Annotated in this window: 13 protein-coding genes; all 13 read left to right on the top strand. The window is 45.8% G+C overall.

All coding sequences use genetic code 11. The annotated features are described in order from the left end of the window. The first annotated feature begins 76 nt into the window (after positions 1-76). The 13 genes from CJ190_RS00390 (at position 77) to CJ190_RS00450 (ending at position 16,754) form a co-directional block, all read left to right on the top strand. Positions 77-1,240: an ABC transporter substrate-binding protein gene (locus CJ190_RS00390; RefSeq protein ID WP_064292696.1), complete on the top strand. Its 1,164-nt coding sequence runs from the start codon at positions 77-79 to the stop codon at positions 1,238-1,240. Positions 1,241-1,765: 525 nt separating this feature from the next. Beyond that, positions 1,766-2,941: an ABC transporter substrate-binding protein gene (locus tag CJ190_RS00395; protein ID WP_064292697.1), complete on the top strand. Its 1,176-nt coding sequence runs from the start codon at positions 1,766-1,768 to the stop codon at positions 2,939-2,941. Between the two features lie 222 nt (positions 2,942-3,163). Beyond that, complete coding sequence (locus tag CJ190_RS00400) at positions 3,164-4,342, top strand: ABC transporter substrate-binding protein (protein ID WP_064292698.1); 1,179 nt, start codon at positions 3,164-3,166, stop codon at positions 4,340-4,342. Positions 4,343-4,491: 149 nt separating this feature from the next. After that, positions 4,492-5,370, top strand: coding sequence for a branched-chain amino acid ABC transporter permease (locus CJ190_RS00405; RefSeq protein ID WP_076340191.1), 879 nt, complete (start codon positions 4,492-4,494; stop codon positions 5,368-5,370). A 9-nt stretch (positions 5,371-5,379) separates the two neighbouring features. Continuing rightward, positions 5,380-6,387, top strand: a complete 1,008-nt coding sequence (locus CJ190_RS00410; protein WP_064292699.1) for a branched-chain amino acid ABC transporter permease — start codon at positions 5,380-5,382, stop codon at positions 6,385-6,387. 1 nt (position 6,388) lies between these two features. Beyond that, positions 6,389-7,162 (top strand): ABC transporter ATP-binding protein, encoded by a 774-nt coding sequence (locus tag CJ190_RS00415; protein ID WP_064292700.1) that lies wholly within the window; start codon positions 6,389-6,391, stop codon positions 7,160-7,162. A gap of 3 nt (positions 7,163-7,165) precedes the next feature. Continuing rightward, on the top strand, positions 7,166-7,873 hold the full coding sequence (locus tag CJ190_RS00420; RefSeq protein ID WP_064292701.1) for an ABC transporter ATP-binding protein: 708 nt from the start codon (positions 7,166-7,168) through the stop codon (positions 7,871-7,873). Positions 7,874-8,108: 235 nt separating this feature from the next. After that, positions 8,109-10,748: a pyruvate, phosphate dikinase gene (gene ppdK, locus CJ190_RS00425; RefSeq protein ID WP_064292702.1), complete on the top strand. Its 2,640-nt coding sequence runs from the start codon at positions 8,109-8,111 to the stop codon at positions 10,746-10,748. A gap of 48 nt (positions 10,749-10,796) precedes the next feature. After that, positions 10,797-11,426 carry a helix-turn-helix transcriptional regulator gene (locus tag CJ190_RS00430; RefSeq protein WP_064292703.1) on the top strand — a complete coding sequence of 210 codons (630 nt, stop codon included), beginning with the start codon at positions 10,797-10,799 and terminating at the stop codon, positions 11,424-11,426. Next, complete coding sequence (locus tag CJ190_RS00435) at positions 11,423-12,241, top strand: pyruvate, water dikinase regulatory protein (RefSeq protein WP_064292704.1); 819 nt, start codon at positions 11,423-11,425, stop codon at positions 12,239-12,241. Before CJ190_RS00430 ends, CJ190_RS00435 begins: the two co-directional genes overlap by 4 nt. A gap of 224 nt (positions 12,242-12,465) precedes the next feature. Then, the gene (locus CJ190_RS00440) at positions 12,466-13,119 is read left to right on the top strand and encodes a glycoside hydrolase family 73 protein (protein WP_082888632.1); all 654 of its coding nucleotides are present in this window, start codon (positions 12,466-12,468) and stop codon (positions 13,117-13,119) included. An 80-nt stretch (positions 13,120-13,199) separates the two neighbouring features. Continuing rightward, a complete protein-coding gene (locus CJ190_RS00445) occupies positions 13,200-13,856 on the top strand; it encodes a GntR family transcriptional regulator (RefSeq protein ID WP_060777536.1) in 657 nt (218 codons plus the stop codon). A gap of 441 nt (positions 13,857-14,297) precedes the next feature. Then, positions 14,298-16,754, top strand: a complete 2,457-nt coding sequence (locus CJ190_RS00450; RefSeq protein WP_064293297.1) for a UvrD-helicase domain-containing protein — start codon at positions 14,298-14,300, stop codon at positions 16,752-16,754. Positions 16,755-16,771 lie beyond the last annotated feature (17 nt).

Raw genomic sequence — 16,771 nt, forward strand, 5'->3', positions numbered from 1 at the left:
ATACAATAAAAAATAAATTAAAGACAGAATTGTCTGATATTTAATAATCAATTATTAGAGAAAAGGAGGATGAGCTATGAAGATCAAGCGCAATTTAAAGGGGTTGGCCCTAGCCGTCAGCTGCTTAATGATGACTGCTTGCGGGTCTTTAACCCAAACTCAAGAAAAGACCAATGACCAAGCAGATGTGATTAAGATTGGCGGTAACTGGGAACTCTCCGGTGCCACAGCAGGCTATGGTAGCCCAGGAAATGAAGGGGTGGAATTAGCCGTCGACCAGGTCAACCAGGCGGGCGGACTTTTAGGCAAAAAAGTAGACTATGTTGCCTTGGATAATAAATCCACCAGTGAAGAAACTACGGCCAATACTTCGCGGTTAATATCTAACGACCAAGTATCCTTAATCATTGGCCCAGCCACCACCGGCTTAATGGAAGCGCAGATCTCAAGCGCCTCCTCCCTACCCGTGATTGCGCCTATGGCCACGGGTGATAGTTTGACTACCGATAGCTCCGGCAAAGTCTTAGACAATGTCTTCCGGGTCTGCTTCCAGGATGCTTTTCAAGGGCAGGCCTTGGCTAAGTTTTCTAACGATAGTCAGTACAAGAAGGCTGTTTTAATCCGGGACAATTCGACCGATTACGGGCAAAACTTGACCAACGAATTTAAGAAATATTTCCAAGGGGAAGTCTTGGATGAATTGGCCTATAATGCTAAGGATACGGACTTCAACTCCCTGGTGACTCGCTTGAAATCACAGGAACCGGATGTGATTTTTGTGGCCGGTTACTACGAGGAAGCTGGACCCTTGATTAAGCAAGCCCGTGAGCAAGGGGTTAAGGCGGCAATTCTAGGGCCAGATGGCTTTGGTAACCAAGAGATTATTGATCTTGCCGGTAAGCAAAACATGACCAATGTCTATTACACGGCCCACTACACCACCAATGAGCCTAGTCCAGAACTTAAGAAATTTATGGAGGCCTACCAGGAAAAATATGGCCATGCTCCTGATATGTTTGCTGCTTTGGCTTACGATGGGGCGCGTTTAGCCTTTGACGCCATTGAACGGGCCCAATCGGTAGATAGCAAGGCCATCAACCAAGCCCTAGCAGAAACCAAGGACTTCTCGGGGATTACGGGGAACTTTACCATCAATGACCAACATAATCCGATTAAGACCGCCTATGTTCAAAGGGTGGACCAGGGCGAAATTGTTGACACCACACCAATTGAACCTTAGAGGGTTAGCACGCTGAAGCCATGACTTTATTGTCGTGGCTTTTTTTATCCCTGAATTTAAGCGCAAAAAGAAAGCGCAGTTCTATTGATTAAGGGAGCTTGAGCGAGCTTGTTGCAGTCTATTTTAATATTCTTTATATCTTTTAATTATCCAATATTTCAAAAATTCAGACAATTACCACAAAAGGGCTTGCTTTCTATGGCAAGCCCTGCTAGAATAAGTTCAAGATTATTTCGAAAGGAAGTTTATCCATGTTTAGCTCCCCTCAAGCAATTATTATTATTATTAATACCAGGGCTTAACGCTGTTTCAATAAAAAACAGACTAAGTCCTATTCGTGCTTGTTAAAATGAATGGGACTTGGATAAACAATAAAGCCACCCATTCATTCTAAGATGGGTGGCTTTTTCTATGGCTACTGACTTGAAATAATTGTTATGTAACGCTTCTCTGTTGGCCAACAAATCAGCGTTTGATGATTCTAAGGAAATTGCCGTGAGCAATACTTGAGAAAGGGTTTTAAAGATGAAGAAAAAAATGAAGAAATTAGCCGCCTTATTTGGAACTGCTATGATGCTAGGGGCCTGTGGATCGATGACCGAGACCGCTAAGAATGATTCTGCTAACAGTGATGTGGTGAAGATTGGTGGGAACTGGTCCTTGTCTGGGCAATATTCTGCCTATGGAACCCCTCACGACAACGGGGTCAAAGTTGCCGTTCAAAACCTCAACGATAATGGTGGGGTCTTAGGCAAGAAAGTAGAATATGTCAGTGCCGATAACAAGTCAGACAATGCTGAATCCACTTCTCAAGCCACCCGCTTAGTGGAACAAGAAGGCGTTAATGTTCTGGTAGGCTCAGACACCACTGGAAACTGTGAAGCGCAAATTCCAGTGGCCCAACAATTTAAGGTGCCTATGGTAGCACCTGCAGCTACTGGGAATGGCTTGACCCTCGATGATAACGGTAACCTCTACGACTATGTCTTTAGAACTTGTTTCGAAGATGCTTACCAAAGTAAGGAATTAGGAAAGTATGCCGCTCAAAAGGGTTGGAAGAAAGTTGCTGTCCTAAAAGACAACTCCTCTGACTACGGTCAAAACGTGGCCAATGACTTCAAGGCTTCCTTTGAAGAACATGGCGGTCAAGTGGTTGGTGAAGAGTCTTACACCAGCGGAGATACCGACTTTAAGGCCCTCTTAACCAACTTAAAGCAAAATTCACCGGATGTTGTCTTTATCGCTGGTTACTACCAAGAAGGTGGCTTAATCATCAAACAATTACGGGAAATGGGTGTAAACGCAGCAGTCTTGGGACCTGACGGCTTTGGTAACCAAAAACTCATCGACTTAGCTGGACCAGAAAATGCCCACGATGTCTTCTTCGTGACCCACTTCTCCCATAATGAAGACTCACCTGAAAACGTCAAAGAATTCATCAAGAAATACGAAGATGCTTACGGGACCTCACCTGACCACTTTGCTGCTCTAGCTTATGATGCAACCAACCTCATCGCCCAAGCTATGGAAAAAGCTGGTTCAACAGATAGCGAAGCCGTTCAAAAAGCCTTAGCTGAAACCAAGGACTTCCAAGGGGTGACTGGTAAATTCTCCTTCGATAAAGACCATAACCCAGTCAAAGAAGTCTTTGTCCAAGAACTTCAAGGTGGCCAAGTGGTCGATACTGAAGTGGTTAAATAATCCTTTTAATCCAAGAATTTTTAAATTAGACTTTGTTCATTGAAAATTAGGGCTAAAGAGTCTTTGCTATATTACTAAGTTTATTGATCCTCACCAAATTTTGATAAATAATTTCAAAAAAATTAAAAAGTGTTTGACAGAATTGTCAGACTATTTTAGAATATTGAGTATCAGCAATTGAATACTTATTCTTTTGTCAAATTTTAATGAGGAGGAGTTAGCATGAATAAGAAATGGTTGAAAGCCTTTGTGACATTGGGGAGTGTCATGGCCTTAACCGGCTGCGGTTCGGGTTCCTTGACTGAGACGACTAATCAATCCGCTGAAAATGCAGATGAAATTCGTATTGGGGGGAACTGGGAGTTATCGGGCAATGTTTCTGCTTATGGTGTTGTACAGAACAATGCGATTAAGCTCGCCGTAGATGAAAAAAATCAAGCTGGCGGCCTTCTCGATAAGAAGATCAACTATTTAGAATATGATAATAAGTCCACGACTGAAGAAGCGGTTTCTGGTGCGGAAAAACTCGTTGATGAAAACGCGGCAGTAATTATTGGACCTTCTACCACCAATAATACTGAAGCGACGATTTCAACAGTGACCCGGGCCAAGACCCCTTTGATTTCAGCAACTGCTACTGCTGATAATATTACCCTTGACCAAGAGGGCAATGTCTTGGATTATATCTTTAGAATTTGCTTCCAAGATTCCTTGCAAGGGGGCTCCTTAGCGGAATTCTCTAACAAGGAAGGCTATACTAAGGCAGCGATCATCAAGGATAATTCTTCTGACTACGGTCAAAACCTATCTGACGAATTCCACAAGCACTTTGATGGTGACGTGGTTCGGGAAGAATCCTATGTGGCTAAGGAATCTGACTTTAACAGTATTTTGAGCAATATTAAGAACTCAGATGCCCAAGTGATCTTCGTTGCTGGTTATTATGAAGAAGCTGGTCCAATTATTAAACAAGCGCGCGAAATGGGCATTGACCTGCCAATTCTTGGTCCAGACGGCTTTGGTAATAAGGAAATTATTAACTTAGCAGGGGAAGAAAACTGGGATAACATTTACTATGCTGCCCACTTCGTTGAAAACGAAGACTCTCCTCAAGAAGTCAAAGATTTCTTAGCCAAGTACCGGGAGACCTACCAATCTGAACCCGATATGTTCTCAGCTCTAGCTTATGATGCGGCTAACCTGGCCTTCGACGCGATCGAGCGTGCCGGCACTACGGACGGTGAAGCGGTCCAAAAAGCTCTGGCTGAAACCAAGGACTTTACCGGAGTCACTGGGAACTTCTCCATGGATGAAAAACACAATCCGTCTAAGACTGTCTTTATCCAAGAGGTAAAAGATGGCCAAGTGGTTGGTTCTCAAGCCATTGAAGCGGTTAAATAGTGAGAAAGTTTAATATTTAAAAATTAAAGCAAGCAGAGTTGTCCTGGGATGACTCTGCTTACTGTTTGATTAATAGGATGTAAGGGCTTTAAAGCCAAATCTTTTATATCTAGGTCTAAAAATGATTGAAATAGGATGGAGTGAGAAGTGTGAATAATGTCATTCAACAATTAATCAATGGCGTGGCGCTAGGAAGCATCTATGCCTTGATGGCCTTGGGTTATACCATGGTTTATGGGATTATTGGTTTAATTAACTTTGCCCATGGGGATATTTATATGGTGGGGGCCTTTGTCGGTTTCACCTTGATTACTAATGTCGGAATGGGTGTTTTCCCGGCTTTAATTTTAGCTATGTTATTTACTGCTGTATTAGGGGTTATTATTGAGCGGGTGGCTTATAAACCCTTGCGTGGGGCGACCCGGATTGCCGCTTTGATTACTGCGATTGGGGTATCCATGCTCCTACAAAACGTGATGATCTTCCTCAGAGGGCCTGAAGTGCGTGCCTTTCCAGCCGACCTTCCTGATTGGTCCTTACAATTGGGAGCCTTTACCATTAACTCCCAACAAATTCTGATCTTAGCGGTAACTATTGTTTTAATGATTGCCTTACAAGTGATCGTACAAAAGACCAAGTTAGGCCAAGCCATGCGGGCGGTTTCGGTTGACCCAGATGCGGCTCAATTGATGGGGATTAATGCCAACACCATTATTTCCTTTACCTTCTTAATTGGTTCAGCCTTAGCAGGTGCAGCAGGGGTGTTAGTAGGGATTTACTATAATTCCATTTCACCATTAATGGGTGTCAATATTGGGACTAAGACCTTTGTTGCAGCTGTGGTCGGCGGGATTGGCTCCATCCCTGGTGCTGTTCTCGGGGGCTTAATTATCGGTATTGTGGAAACCTTCGTCTCCATGATTGGTCTCTCCACCTGGAAAGACGCCGCAGTTTATATTATTTTGATTATTATTTTACTGGTCAAACCAACTGGCTTGCTCGGTAAACCGCAAGTAGAGAAAGTGTAGGTGGCAAAGATGAAAGAAAACAAAACTTCTTGGTTCAATCAATTTTTCACCAAGACCACTTTAGCTTGGATTGCTGTCATCGTGCTCGGCTTTGTCTTAATGGCAGCGTCCTACATTGCTGGTTTAGTTTCGGCCTACACCCAAAACATTATTATGAATATTGCCATTAATATTATTCTTTCCGTAGGACTTAACTTAGTGGTTGGTTATGCCGGCCAGTTCTCCCTAGGACATGCTGGTTTTATGGCGATCGGGGCTTATGTGGGAGCTATCGTTTCCCAAGAGATTCCTGGTCAAGCCGGTTTCTTAGCCGGTTTACTAGCTGGTATGGTAGTGACCGCCGTAGTGGCCTTGATCGTGGGGATTCCTACCCTGCGTTTACGGGGTGACTACCTAGCTATCGCCACGCTTGGAGTTTCTGAGATTATCCGGATTACCATTATGAACTTAGAGATTACTAATGGGGCTGCCGGGATTTCTGGTGTCCCCCGTCACGTGACCTGGATTACCATGTATGTCTTTGTGGTGATTACTACCTTATTAGTGGTTAACTACATCTATTCCAGTCCTGGTCGGGCCACCATTGCGGTGCGTGAAGATGAGATTGCGGCCGAATCAGTGGGGATCCACACCACCACCTACAAGACCCTGGCCTTTGTGATCGGGGCGGTAACCGCAAGTATTGCTGGTACCCTCTATGCTTCCTACTTTGGCGTGATTAACCCCAGTCAGTTTACCTTCCAAAAATCCATCGACATCTTAGTGATCGTGGTTTTCGGGGGGATTGGGTCCATTTCCGGGAGCTTCGTGGCTTCGATCTTATTGGGACTATTGAATACCTTCCTAGCACCTTTTGGTCAAGTACGTCCCATCCTCTATGCCGCCGCTTTGATCTTAATTATGATCTTCAAGCCGTCGGGATTAATGGGAGAATATGAATTCCAATTCTCCAAGCTCTTTAAGCGCAGACGGGGACAGTCACAAGTAGCAGCCAAAGAAGAAAGTGAGGACCAATAGTATGAGTATCTTAAGCTTAAGTCATCTCAGCAAGTCCTTTGGGGGCCTAACCGCCGTTTCCGATGTTAGTATCCATGTGGAAGCGGATGAATTAATCGGTTTGATTGGTCCTAATGGGGCCGGGAAAACCACCCTATTTAACTTGATTACTGGGGTTTATGCACCGACTTCTGGGTCGATTGAATTAGAAACCGACCAAGGCAGTCAGTCCCTAGCAGGTCAACGTCCAGATAAGATTAATGAAATGGGGGTGGCCCGGACCTTCCAAAATATCCGCCTCTTTGCCAACCGTTCAGTCTTGGATAATGTCCTCATTGCCATGCACAACAAACGTGGGGTAGGGGTTTGGCACAGTCTCCTAAGAACGCCTAAGTACTATCAAAACCGGGACGCCCTCCATGCTAAGGGAATGGAATTATTAGCCATCTTTGGCCTGGAAGGCTACGCCAATGAAAAAGCCAAGAACTTGCCTTATGGCCAACAACGGGCCTTGGAGATCGTTCGAGCCTTGGCGACTGAACCCAAGATCCTTTTCTTAGATGAACCCGCTGCCGGGATGAACCCTAATGAAACCACAGACTTGAAACAGACTATTCGTAAGATCCAAAAAGAGTTTGGGATATCTGTTGTTCTTATCGAACACGACATGTCTTTGGTGATGGATATTTGTGAACGGATCTATGTTTTGGAATATGGAAAAGTAATCGCTGAAGGGACACCAAGCGAAATTCAAAGTAATCCAAAAGTTATCGAAGCCTACCTAGGAGGTGCCTAGTTCATGTTAGAAATCAAAAATATCAAGGTTGCCTATGGGATGATCCAAGCCATCAAGGGCATTTCCTTTACCGTTAATGAAGGGGAAATTGTTTCTTTGATTGGGGCCAATGGGGCCGGAAAGTCAACCATTCTAAAGACGATTTCTGGACTCTTGAAACCGACTCAAGGGGAAATTCTCTACAATCATGAACCCTTACAAACCAAGTCCTGTGCCCAAATCGTTCAAGCTGGGGTCTCCCAAGTGCCTGAAGGCCGTCATGTCTTTAGCGGCATGTCCGTCAAGGAAAACTTACTGATGGGAGCTTATACCCGTAAGGACCGCGATAACTTAGCCAGCGATATGGAACGTTACTTTGATTATTTCCCAATTCTGAAAGAACGTTTCAACCAGGACGCGGCGACTTTATCTGGTGGGGAGCAACAGATGCTGGCCATGGCTCGGGCTCTTATGGCACGTCCCAAGCTCTTGCTCTTAGATGAACCTTCCATGGGTCTAGCGCCGATTTACATCCAACAAATTTTTGAAATTATTCAAACCATTAATAGTGAGTTGAATACCACCGTCTTACTGATCGAACAGAACGCTAAGGCGGCCTTAGAAATCTCTGACCACGCCCATGTCCTCGAAGTGGGTAAAATTACCGCTTCCGGAACCGGAAAAGAACTCCTGTCTTCTGAAGTGGTCCAAAAAGCTTACCTGGGAGCTTAAACCCTTCCTTAAATGAATAATAAAGACCTAGCATAAAACCCTTAGCCGCTGTGACAACCATCACAGTGACTAAGGGTTTTGTTTTATTCAAAAGCAGAACCAATGCTCATATTCTAGAGCCAAATTAAGGATTTCTTAATAAGAAAGCGCTTGCTAATTATATGTGATGCACTATATAATCTAATAGTACACATTATATATCTTAATAAGCCGTCTTATAAAAGGAGGAAGTCCAATGAAACAAGTGATTTATGCTTTTAACCAGGGGTCTGCCAAGATGCGTGATCTCTTGGGAGGCAAGGGGGCTAACCTGGCGGAAATGACCCGGCTAGGTTTTCCCGTTCCTAAGGGGTTTACCCTGACTACTGAGGCCTGCCTAGATTACTTAGCCCAGGAAGACAGTGAAGAATTAAGTGATCCCGTCATAGTGTCTATTGACCAAGCACTAGCTGACCTGGAAAGTGCTACTGAGAAGGCCTTTAATGATCCTGAAAACTTACTCTTGGTGTCGGTACGGTCTGGGGCCAGAGAATCTATGCCGGGGATGATGGATACCATTCTCAATGTGGGTCTCAACGACCGCAATGTGGAGAGCCTGGCCCAAATCACCCAAGATGAGCGCTTCGCTTATGACTGTTACCGCCGTCTCTTACAAATGTATGGCAATGTGGTCTACGGCTTAGACAGTCAACTCTTTGAAGAGCACTTAGCCCAAGAAAAAACCAAGGCCCAAGTTCGTTTTGACCATGAATTAAAAGTAGACCAATTGAAAGCATTAGTGGCCGCCTACAAAAAGGTTTACCAAGACCAACTAGGCTTTGACTTCCCCCAAGAGGTTAAGACGCAAATTTATGAAGCGGTCAAGGCTGTCTTCAAATCCTGGAACAACCACCGGGCCCGGGTCTATCGGGAGATGAACCATATCCCTCATGATCTGGGAACTGCCGTCAATATTCAGGAAATGGTCTTTGGTAATAGCGGTCAAGAGAGTGGGACTGGGGTTCTTTTCACCCGTAATCCTGCTACTGGGGAAAGCAAGCTTTTCGGTGAATACCTGGTCAATGCCCAAGGAGAAGATGTGGTGGCCGGTATCCGTACCCCAGCGGTTATTGAAGACTTGAAAGCAGAAATGCCTGAAATTTACCAAGAAATCCATGACCTGGCTAAACAATTGGAAGGCTACTACCACGACATGCAGGACATTGAATTTACTGTTGAAAAGGGTAAACTCTATTTCCTGCAAACCCGGAACGGAAAACGAACAGCTAAGGCTGCCGTTAAGATTGCTGTCGATATGGTGGAAGAGGGTCTGATCGATGAAAAAGAGGCCCTCTTACGAATTGAACCATCCATGATTGACCAATTGCTCCATCCTTCCTTTGATTCCCAAGCCCTGGCCCAGGCAGAGGCTTTCTCCAGCCTAGGTTTGGCAGCTAGTCCGGGAGCTGGCTCAGGACAAATTGTCTTCAGTGCCCAAAAGGCCAAAGAGTGGCAGGCCGCTGGCAAAAAAGTCATTCTGATGCGCAATGAAACCTCGCCAGAAGATATCGAAGGCATGTCTGCAGCAGAAGCCATCGTTACCGCCCATGGGGGAATGACCTCTCATGCTGCTGTGGTTGCTCGGGGGATGGGGAAGTGCTGTGTCAGTGGCTGTAGTGACTTGACCATTGATGAAGCGGCTAAGGTGGTTTATTATCCCGGTGGGCACTTGCAGGAAGGTGACACCATCTCAGTGGACGGTAGTCAAGGGAAACTCTATCTGGGAGAAATCCCTACCGCCCTGTCTAACACGGACGAAAACTACCAAAAAATGATGGACTGGGCGAGAAAATATAGCCGGCTCAAAGTGCGGATGAATGCTGAAACCCCTGAAGATATTCAAACCGGCTTTAGCTTTGGAGCGGATGGGATTGGTTTAGTCCGGACTGAGCACATGTTCTTTAAGACCGAGCGTTTGCGGGAGATCCGCCGCTTTATTCTCTCAGTTGATGAAGACCAACGTCAGGCTGCCCTGGAGAAGATCCGTGACTATCAGGTGGAAGACTTTACTAAGATTTTCCAACTGTCACAAGAGGCTCCAGCGGTGATTCGCTTGCTGGACCCACCTCTCCACGAATTTATGCCCAAGAGTGACCGGGAAGTGGCCGCAGTGGCGGCTGACCAAGGCATCAGTGAAGCAGAATTGCGGAGCCGGATGGTGCAACTGGCTGAAGTCAATCCTATGTTGGGACACCGGGGCTGCCGCTTAGCCATGACTTACCCTGAGCTCTATGACCGCCAAGTGGAAGCCATTATTTATGGAGCCATTGCTGCTAGAGCAGAGGGTCTAGACCCTCAAGTAGAGATCATGATTCCTTTGGTGAGTGTGGAGCCCGAGTTAGAGCGCTTACGCAAGCGCCTCAGCCAAGTCATTGACCGGCTCCTAGCCCAGGAAAATGTGACAATCGCTTACACAATTGGTACAATGATAGAGATTCCTAGAGCCTGTTTCATTGCCGATCAATTAGCCCAAGAGGCGGACTTCTTCAGTTTTGGGACCAATGATCTGACCCAAATGACCTATGGCTTTTCACGGGATGATGCCGGGAAATTCATTAACCAGTACCTAGAAGACGGCACCCTGGCACAAGATCCCTTCCAAACCATCGACCCAGAAGGGGTAGGCGCCCTAGTCGAAGTTGCGGTTGAAAAGGCCCGCCAGGCCAAAGCCGGGCTCAAGATTGGGGTTTGTGGGGAACTCGGTGGCGACCCCGCCTCAATTCACTTCTTTGACCAAGTGGGCTTGGACTATGTCTCCTGTTCGCCTTACCGGGTACCCCTGGCTCAATTAGCCGCCGCCCAATCCGCCATCAGGCAAGCAGAAGGAAGCCACTAGAGAAAACAGGATCAGGGGCTAAGTTCACTGGCAGAATAGAGGTAAGCTATGCAATTCACTGACCGACAAAAAGAAATCATTGCCATTGTCAAAGACCAAGAACCCATTAGTGGGGAGGCCATTGCCAAGCAATTTGGCCTGTCTAAATCGACCCTAAGAAGTGACTTGGCCTTACTGACTATGACTGGAATCTTGGATGCCCGTCCTAAAGTGGGCTACTTTTATACCGGCCTGGGTTTTGATCCCTTATTAGGTCAGAAATTGAGCGAGGTCAAGGTGGCAGAACTCATGGCCAGTCCAGTCAATATTTCAGCCAAGACCACGGTTTACGAGGCCATTACAGCCATGTTTCTCTATGATAATGGGTCTTTGTATGTGACCGATGAGGACCAACACCTCCAAGGCTTGGTTTCTAGAAAAGACTTATTGCGGTCCTTGGCGACTAAGAGTCAAAGTGAATCTCCTGCGGTGGCCTTGATCATGACCCGGATGCCCAACATTGTGGTCGTGGAAAAAGAGACCCTAGTCCTGGAAGCAGGGAAGCTCCTAGTAGACCATAAGGTAGATTCCCTACCGGTCGTCAATAACCGTGAGGACTACCAAGTTCTTGGTAAGATTACCAAAAGCCATTTAGTCGAATTTTTTGTTAATACCTTAGCGAGTGAGGGAGACTTATGACACAAGCCAAGCAAGTATTTTTTATCATATCGGACGCTGTCGGAGAAACGGCCCGGCAGGTGACCCGGGCGGCTTTAGCCCAATTCGCTCCCGACTTGAAGAGCGACCTGCGCCGCTATCCCTTTGTGAAGACCCAGGAGGAGTTAGGCGAAATTCTCCGTGATGCCCAGGCAGAAAAAGCGATTGTAGCAGCGACCTTTGTCAATGACGACTTGGACCGCTTTGCCCGCCAATATGCCAAAGAACATCAGCTCACCTATATTAACTTTCTCCATGAGCTGATCCAGGGGATTGGCCAAGCCACTGGCCTAAGTCCTAAGGAACAGGCTGGGGGCTTACGTAAGGTAGATGACGCTTACCTAGCCCGGATGTCAGCAGTGGAATTTGCCATTAAGTATGACGATGGGAACTATCCCAAGAAGGCCTTCGCCCAAGCGGATATTGTTATCTTGGGCGTGTCACGGTCATCCAAAACCCCATTGTCTCTCTATTTGGCTAACCGGGGCTATCGGGTGGCTAACTATCCCTTGATTCCAGAGGTTCGCTATCCAGAAGAACTCTACCAGCTTGACCCTAATAAGGTCTTTGGTCTAATGGCTTCACCCCAATACATTATGAATATTCGAAGCAACCGCTTGAAATATTTGGGACTCACATCAGATGCTAAGTATAGCCAGTTGGAACGGATTAAATATGAATTGGTGACGGCTAGTGACTTGTACCGGGAATTAGGCGCCCATGTCATTGACATTGAGTACAAGTCCATTGAAGAAAGTGGCGCCGAAATTATTGAATACCTCAAAGAAGAGCAATGAAGTTTAAAACATATTATCTAAGAAAAGGGACTGTGATCAAACACAGCCCCTTTTTAGATTCTTTAATTTTTACTATTTAATAAACAGCCTTTTTCTTGACGATTTTGATCTTCTTGGGAAATTAATGGGCTTAGGCTGGGGAAAATGATACAATTAAAGATAGATCAATAAGTCGTGGCTAAAAAGATCAACCACTCGACTTAAGAGGTGAAAGGGGAGGCCCGGTGGCGCGTAAAAGAAAGAAACGGCCTAGAGTAAGACTTAAAAAGCGCTTTTGGCCCAAGCAAAAAAGGCAGCAAGTGGCTGTGATGATCTTAGTGGCCCTCTCTTTACTTGGTTTGACCTACTGTGCCAATCACTACTTGCCTTATTTTAATTTTTCTGCCTACCAATGGAAGGATAAGAAAATGAGTGATCAAGAGGCGGCTTTTATCAACCAAATCGGTAATTATGCTACCCTCAATTACTCTAAGTCCCAAGTCCTACCTAGTGTAGTCATTGCTCAAGCCATTTTGGAATCGGACTTTGGCAAGAGCCAGTTGGCCAGCCAGTATGGGAATCTTTTTGGGCGTAAGGCAGGTGCAGGGGAACCCAGTGTGGCCCTGTCGACTCAGGAATATGGTCCCGGGGGCTGGGTAACCATTACCGATCACTTTAAGGTCTATCCTGATTGGCAGAGTGCGGTGATTGACCATGGCAATTTAATGGTTAATGGCACCGATTGGAACCCCGACCTTTACCTAGGTGTCAGACAAGCGCGTCATTACCGCCAGGCAACCAAGGCCCTGGCTGAGGCGGGTTATGCGACAGACCCAGGCTATGCGGACAAATTGAACCACTTAATTGAAAGTTACGGTCTCATGCAATTTGATCCCTAAGCAAAAAAAGAAATATATTTAGCTAATAATTTTTGGTATCATTAAAAGGAAATTTAACGTTTGCGAGGGAGGAAGCAAGAATGGCTAAGTCTATGAGTTATAAGGAGAAAGCTTATCGCTATTTGAAAGAACAAATTGATAATAACGTGTTGTTAGCAGGAACTCATTTAAAAGAAAATGATTTAGCTAAACAATTGGATATGTCGCGCACCCCCATTCGCAAGGCCCTAGACCAACTGGCCAAGGAAAAATATGTCCGGATTGAGCCCTATAAGGGGGCCGTGGTTTGTAAAAATACCCTTAATTCTAAGGCGATTGTGGAACGGCTCCAGTTTATTGAGCTCTTGGTGACGGCCCTCTTTAAGCAAATGGAAAATAAAGGAATCACGGTAAATACTAAGCAGTTAGACGAAATCGCCCACCATTTAAAGTGGGATAAGACCATTGACCAGATAAATGACTATTATGATGCTGAGGCCAAGCTCTTCCAGCTCTTGGTTTCTTATCATTCCAATGCTTACTTCCGCCGGGTAACCTTGGATACGGTCTTAAATCTGCATGAACTCTATATTAACGAAGCCAAGAAACGGGAAGAACGCTTCTTAGCGGAGTTAGAAGACATGCAGAACATCTATCCACCCTTTATCCAGGCCCTCAAAGACGGTGACTACCCACAGGCTAATAAGTATATCCGCATGTGGATTAATAAACTGATCTTGCAACAAATTAATTACTAAAAAACAGAAATAGGGAAGCTGAAAAAAATCAGCTTCTTTTTAAATTATAAATAATTTGTTAGAACCTGTTCCATCACACTTTATTAAAACCTGCTCGCTGACAAAAGTGAACTCCACTTCAGAAATATTAGGCAATCCTTTTCAAGGATTTCCGCCTATTTCTTCCAGTTGCTATAGCTGTTCGAAGCGGAGCGAGTTACAGATCTAGTATGCGTAGCGTTTCACTTTTTTGTCGTCAGCTCGCACTCTATTTAAACGTGCTCCGGGTGCAGATCGATCTCCACTTCACTAAATAGCAAGAAATTCTTTTCAAGAATTTTTTGCTATTTAGCTCCAGTGCTATCGATCTTTGGCGCGCCCGTCTCACTCTATATCTAAACTGTTTGATGGTGGGTTATAGAAGTGATAGACTATTAAAGAATATCAGAACGGAGGTTTGGTATGACCCATATTAATCAATTAATCGACGGTCTCAATCCACAACAAAAAGCAGCAGTTCAATATACAGAAGGCCCCCTCTTAATTATGGCTGGGGCGGGATCAGGTAAAACCCGGGTCCTCACCCACCGCATGGCCTACTTATTAGAAGAAAAAGCGGTCCGGCCTTGGAATATCCTGGCCATTACCTTTACCAATAAGGCCGCCAATGAAATGAAGGAACGGGTGAAAAACTTAGTCGGCGAAGCCGCAGATACCATGTGGGTAAGTACCTTCCACTCCATGTGTGTGCGGATTTTGCGCCGGGAAGCAGAAGCTATCGGTCTCTCTCGCTCCTTTACCATTGCTGATCCTGCTGAACAACAAAGTTTAATTAAACGGATCATGAAGGACCATAATCTCGATACCACGCAATTCAAACCTAAGATGATCTTAGGGAAAATTTCTGATGCCAAGAATAATCTCTTAGGGCCCAAGGAATACCGCCAAGAATATACCGGTTTTATTGAGAATATTGTCGCTGATCTCTATGAAGACTACCAAGCTGGTCTCCAAGCCGCCCAATCCTTGGACTTTGATGATTTGATTATGTTGACGGTCCGCTTATTTAAGGAACAACCAGAAATTCTTTCCTACTACCAACAAAAATTCCACTATATCCACGTGGACGAATACCAAGATACCAATGAAGCCCAATACCGCTTGGTCAAACTCTTAGCGGATTACTTCAAGAATATCTGTGTGGTGGGGGATGCTGACCAAAGTATCTACGGCTGGCGTGGAGCCAATATGGAGAACATCTTGAACTTTGAAAAGGACTACCCTCAAGCCAAGGTGATTCTCCTTGAACAGAATTACCGGTCCACTAAGACCATCCTCAAGGCGGCCAATGAAGTGATTCAAAATAATGTCCACCGCCAAGCCAAGAAACTCTGGACCGATAACCAGGACGGTGGCAAGATTAACTATTACCGGGCCCAAAACGAACAAGATGAGAGCCACTATGTCTTGGATAAGATCCGCCAAGCCACGACTGACAAGAACTACCAATACAAGGACATTGCCATCCTCTACCGGACCAATGCCCAATCACGGACCATGGAAGAAGCCCTGGTCAAGGCCAATATTCCTTACCGGATTGTCGGCGGACTCAAGTTCTACGACCGTAAGGAAATTAAGGACGTCCTGGCTTACTTGCGTCTCTTAACCAATCCCCAAGATAACCTGTCCTTCACCCGGATTATTAATGTTCCAAAACGGGGAATCGGGCCAGGGACCCTGGATAAGTTACGCCTCTTTGCTAGTGAGCACGGACTAACCCTCTTACAGGCCGCTCAAAAGGTAGACTATGCGCCCATTTCAGGAAAAGGGGCCAAGTCGCTCAAAAAGTTTGCGGACATGATGACTAATTTGCAAAAACAAAGAGAATTCCTCACTATCACTGACCTTACTGAAGAGGTCTTAGATAAGTCGGGTTATTTAGCCGACCTCAAGGCCCAAAAGACCTTGGAAGCGACCGCCCGGGTTGAAAATATTGAAGAATTCCTGTCTGTAACTCGAGCCTTTGACGAACGCTGGGAGAAGGAAGCCGACCAACGCCAAGCCCTGGCCGAAATTACCCAGACTGACCAAGCTGGAAATCCGGTTGAACCGGTGAATATCATGGAGGATTCTAGTCAAGATGACCAGGCTGGTGAAGTTTCGCTCTTGAGTCCTGAAGAATTAGATGCCGGACTCGGTCAAACAGCCTTGCTGGGCTTAGATCCGGGTGCGGATGCTAGTGATGATGCCCTCTTGGCCTTTATTACCGACCTCTCCCTAGTTTCTGACTTGGATGATAGTGAGTCCAATGAAGAAGAGGGTCAAGTCAACCTCATGACCCTCCACGCCGCTAAGGGGCTGGAGTTTCCCATTGTCTTTATCATCGGTATGGAAGAGGGGATCTTCCCTCTTTCCCGGGCCAGTGAGGACGATGAAGAATTAGAAGAAGAGCGCCGCCTGGCCTATGTGGGGATTACCCGGGCAGAAGAGGAGCTCTATCTTACTAACAGTTATTCTCGTATGCTTTACGGCCAACATAAGAGCCATCCAGAATCACGTTTTATCACTGAGATTGACGATGAACTCTTAGCTAAGGAAGACCATAGCCCGCTCTCAATGGGGAGCTTCTCTTCCAGCCGGCCGGCCTACTATAATCGCAGAAGCCGGCTTTCCAAGTCTGCGGTCAAAGCCCAAGAAAAACGTTCTATTTTTGCTAAGGGACCCAGCCAGTCTCAAGGCAAGAGCAGTGAAGAAGTAGAATGGCAGGTGGGTGATAAGGCCCGCCATAAGGTTTGGGGAGTAGGCACCGTGGTCAAGGTGACTGGCAGTGACAATGACCAAGAATTAGATATCGCTTTTAAGGGGCAGGGGATTAAGCGCTTGTTAGCGGCCTTTGCACCCATTAGTAAAGAAGATTAGGAGGTTTTGCTGTGACA

It is taken from the genome of Aerococcus loyolae, from assembly GCF_002871915.2.
GTDB lineage: Bacteria > Bacillota > Bacilli > Lactobacillales > Aerococcaceae > Aerococcus > Aerococcus loyolae.

What these genes read in the sequence shown, in the direction of transcription:
- CJ190_RS00390 (WP_064292696.1), top strand. Translation starts at nt 77, where the DNA reads ATGAAGATCAAGCGCAATTTAAAGGGGTTGGCCCTAGCCGTCAGCTGC.
- CJ190_RS00395 (WP_064292697.1), top strand. Translation starts at nt 1,766, where the DNA reads ATGAAGAAAAAAATGAAGAAATTAGCCGCCTTATTTGGAACTGCTATG.
- CJ190_RS00400 (WP_064292698.1), top strand. Translation starts at nt 3,164, where the DNA reads ATGAATAAGAAATGGTTGAAAGCCTTTGTGACATTGGGGAGTGTCATG.
- CJ190_RS00410 (WP_064292699.1), top strand. Translation starts at nt 5,380, where the DNA reads ATGAAAGAAAACAAAACTTCTTGGTTCAATCAATTTTTCACCAAGACC.
- CJ190_RS00415 (WP_064292700.1), top strand. Translation starts at nt 6,389, where the DNA reads ATGAGTATCTTAAGCTTAAGTCATCTCAGCAAGTCCTTTGGGGGCCTA.
- CJ190_RS00420 (WP_064292701.1), top strand. Translation starts at nt 7,166, where the DNA reads ATGTTAGAAATCAAAAATATCAAGGTTGCCTATGGGATGATCCAAGCC.
- ppdK (WP_064292702.1), top strand. Translation starts at nt 8,109, where the DNA reads ATGAAACAAGTGATTTATGCTTTTAACCAGGGGTCTGCCAAGATGCGT.
- CJ190_RS00430 (WP_064292703.1), top strand. Translation starts at nt 10,797, where the DNA reads ATGCAATTCACTGACCGACAAAAAGAAATCATTGCCATTGTCAAAGAC.
- CJ190_RS00435 (WP_064292704.1), top strand. Translation starts at nt 11,423, where the DNA reads ATGACACAAGCCAAGCAAGTATTTTTTATCATATCGGACGCTGTCGGA.
- CJ190_RS00445 (WP_060777536.1), top strand. Translation starts at nt 13,200, where the DNA reads ATGGCTAAGTCTATGAGTTATAAGGAGAAAGCTTATCGCTATTTGAAA.
- CJ190_RS00450 (WP_064293297.1), top strand. Translation starts at nt 14,298, where the DNA reads ATGACCCATATTAATCAATTAATCGACGGTCTCAATCCACAACAAAAA.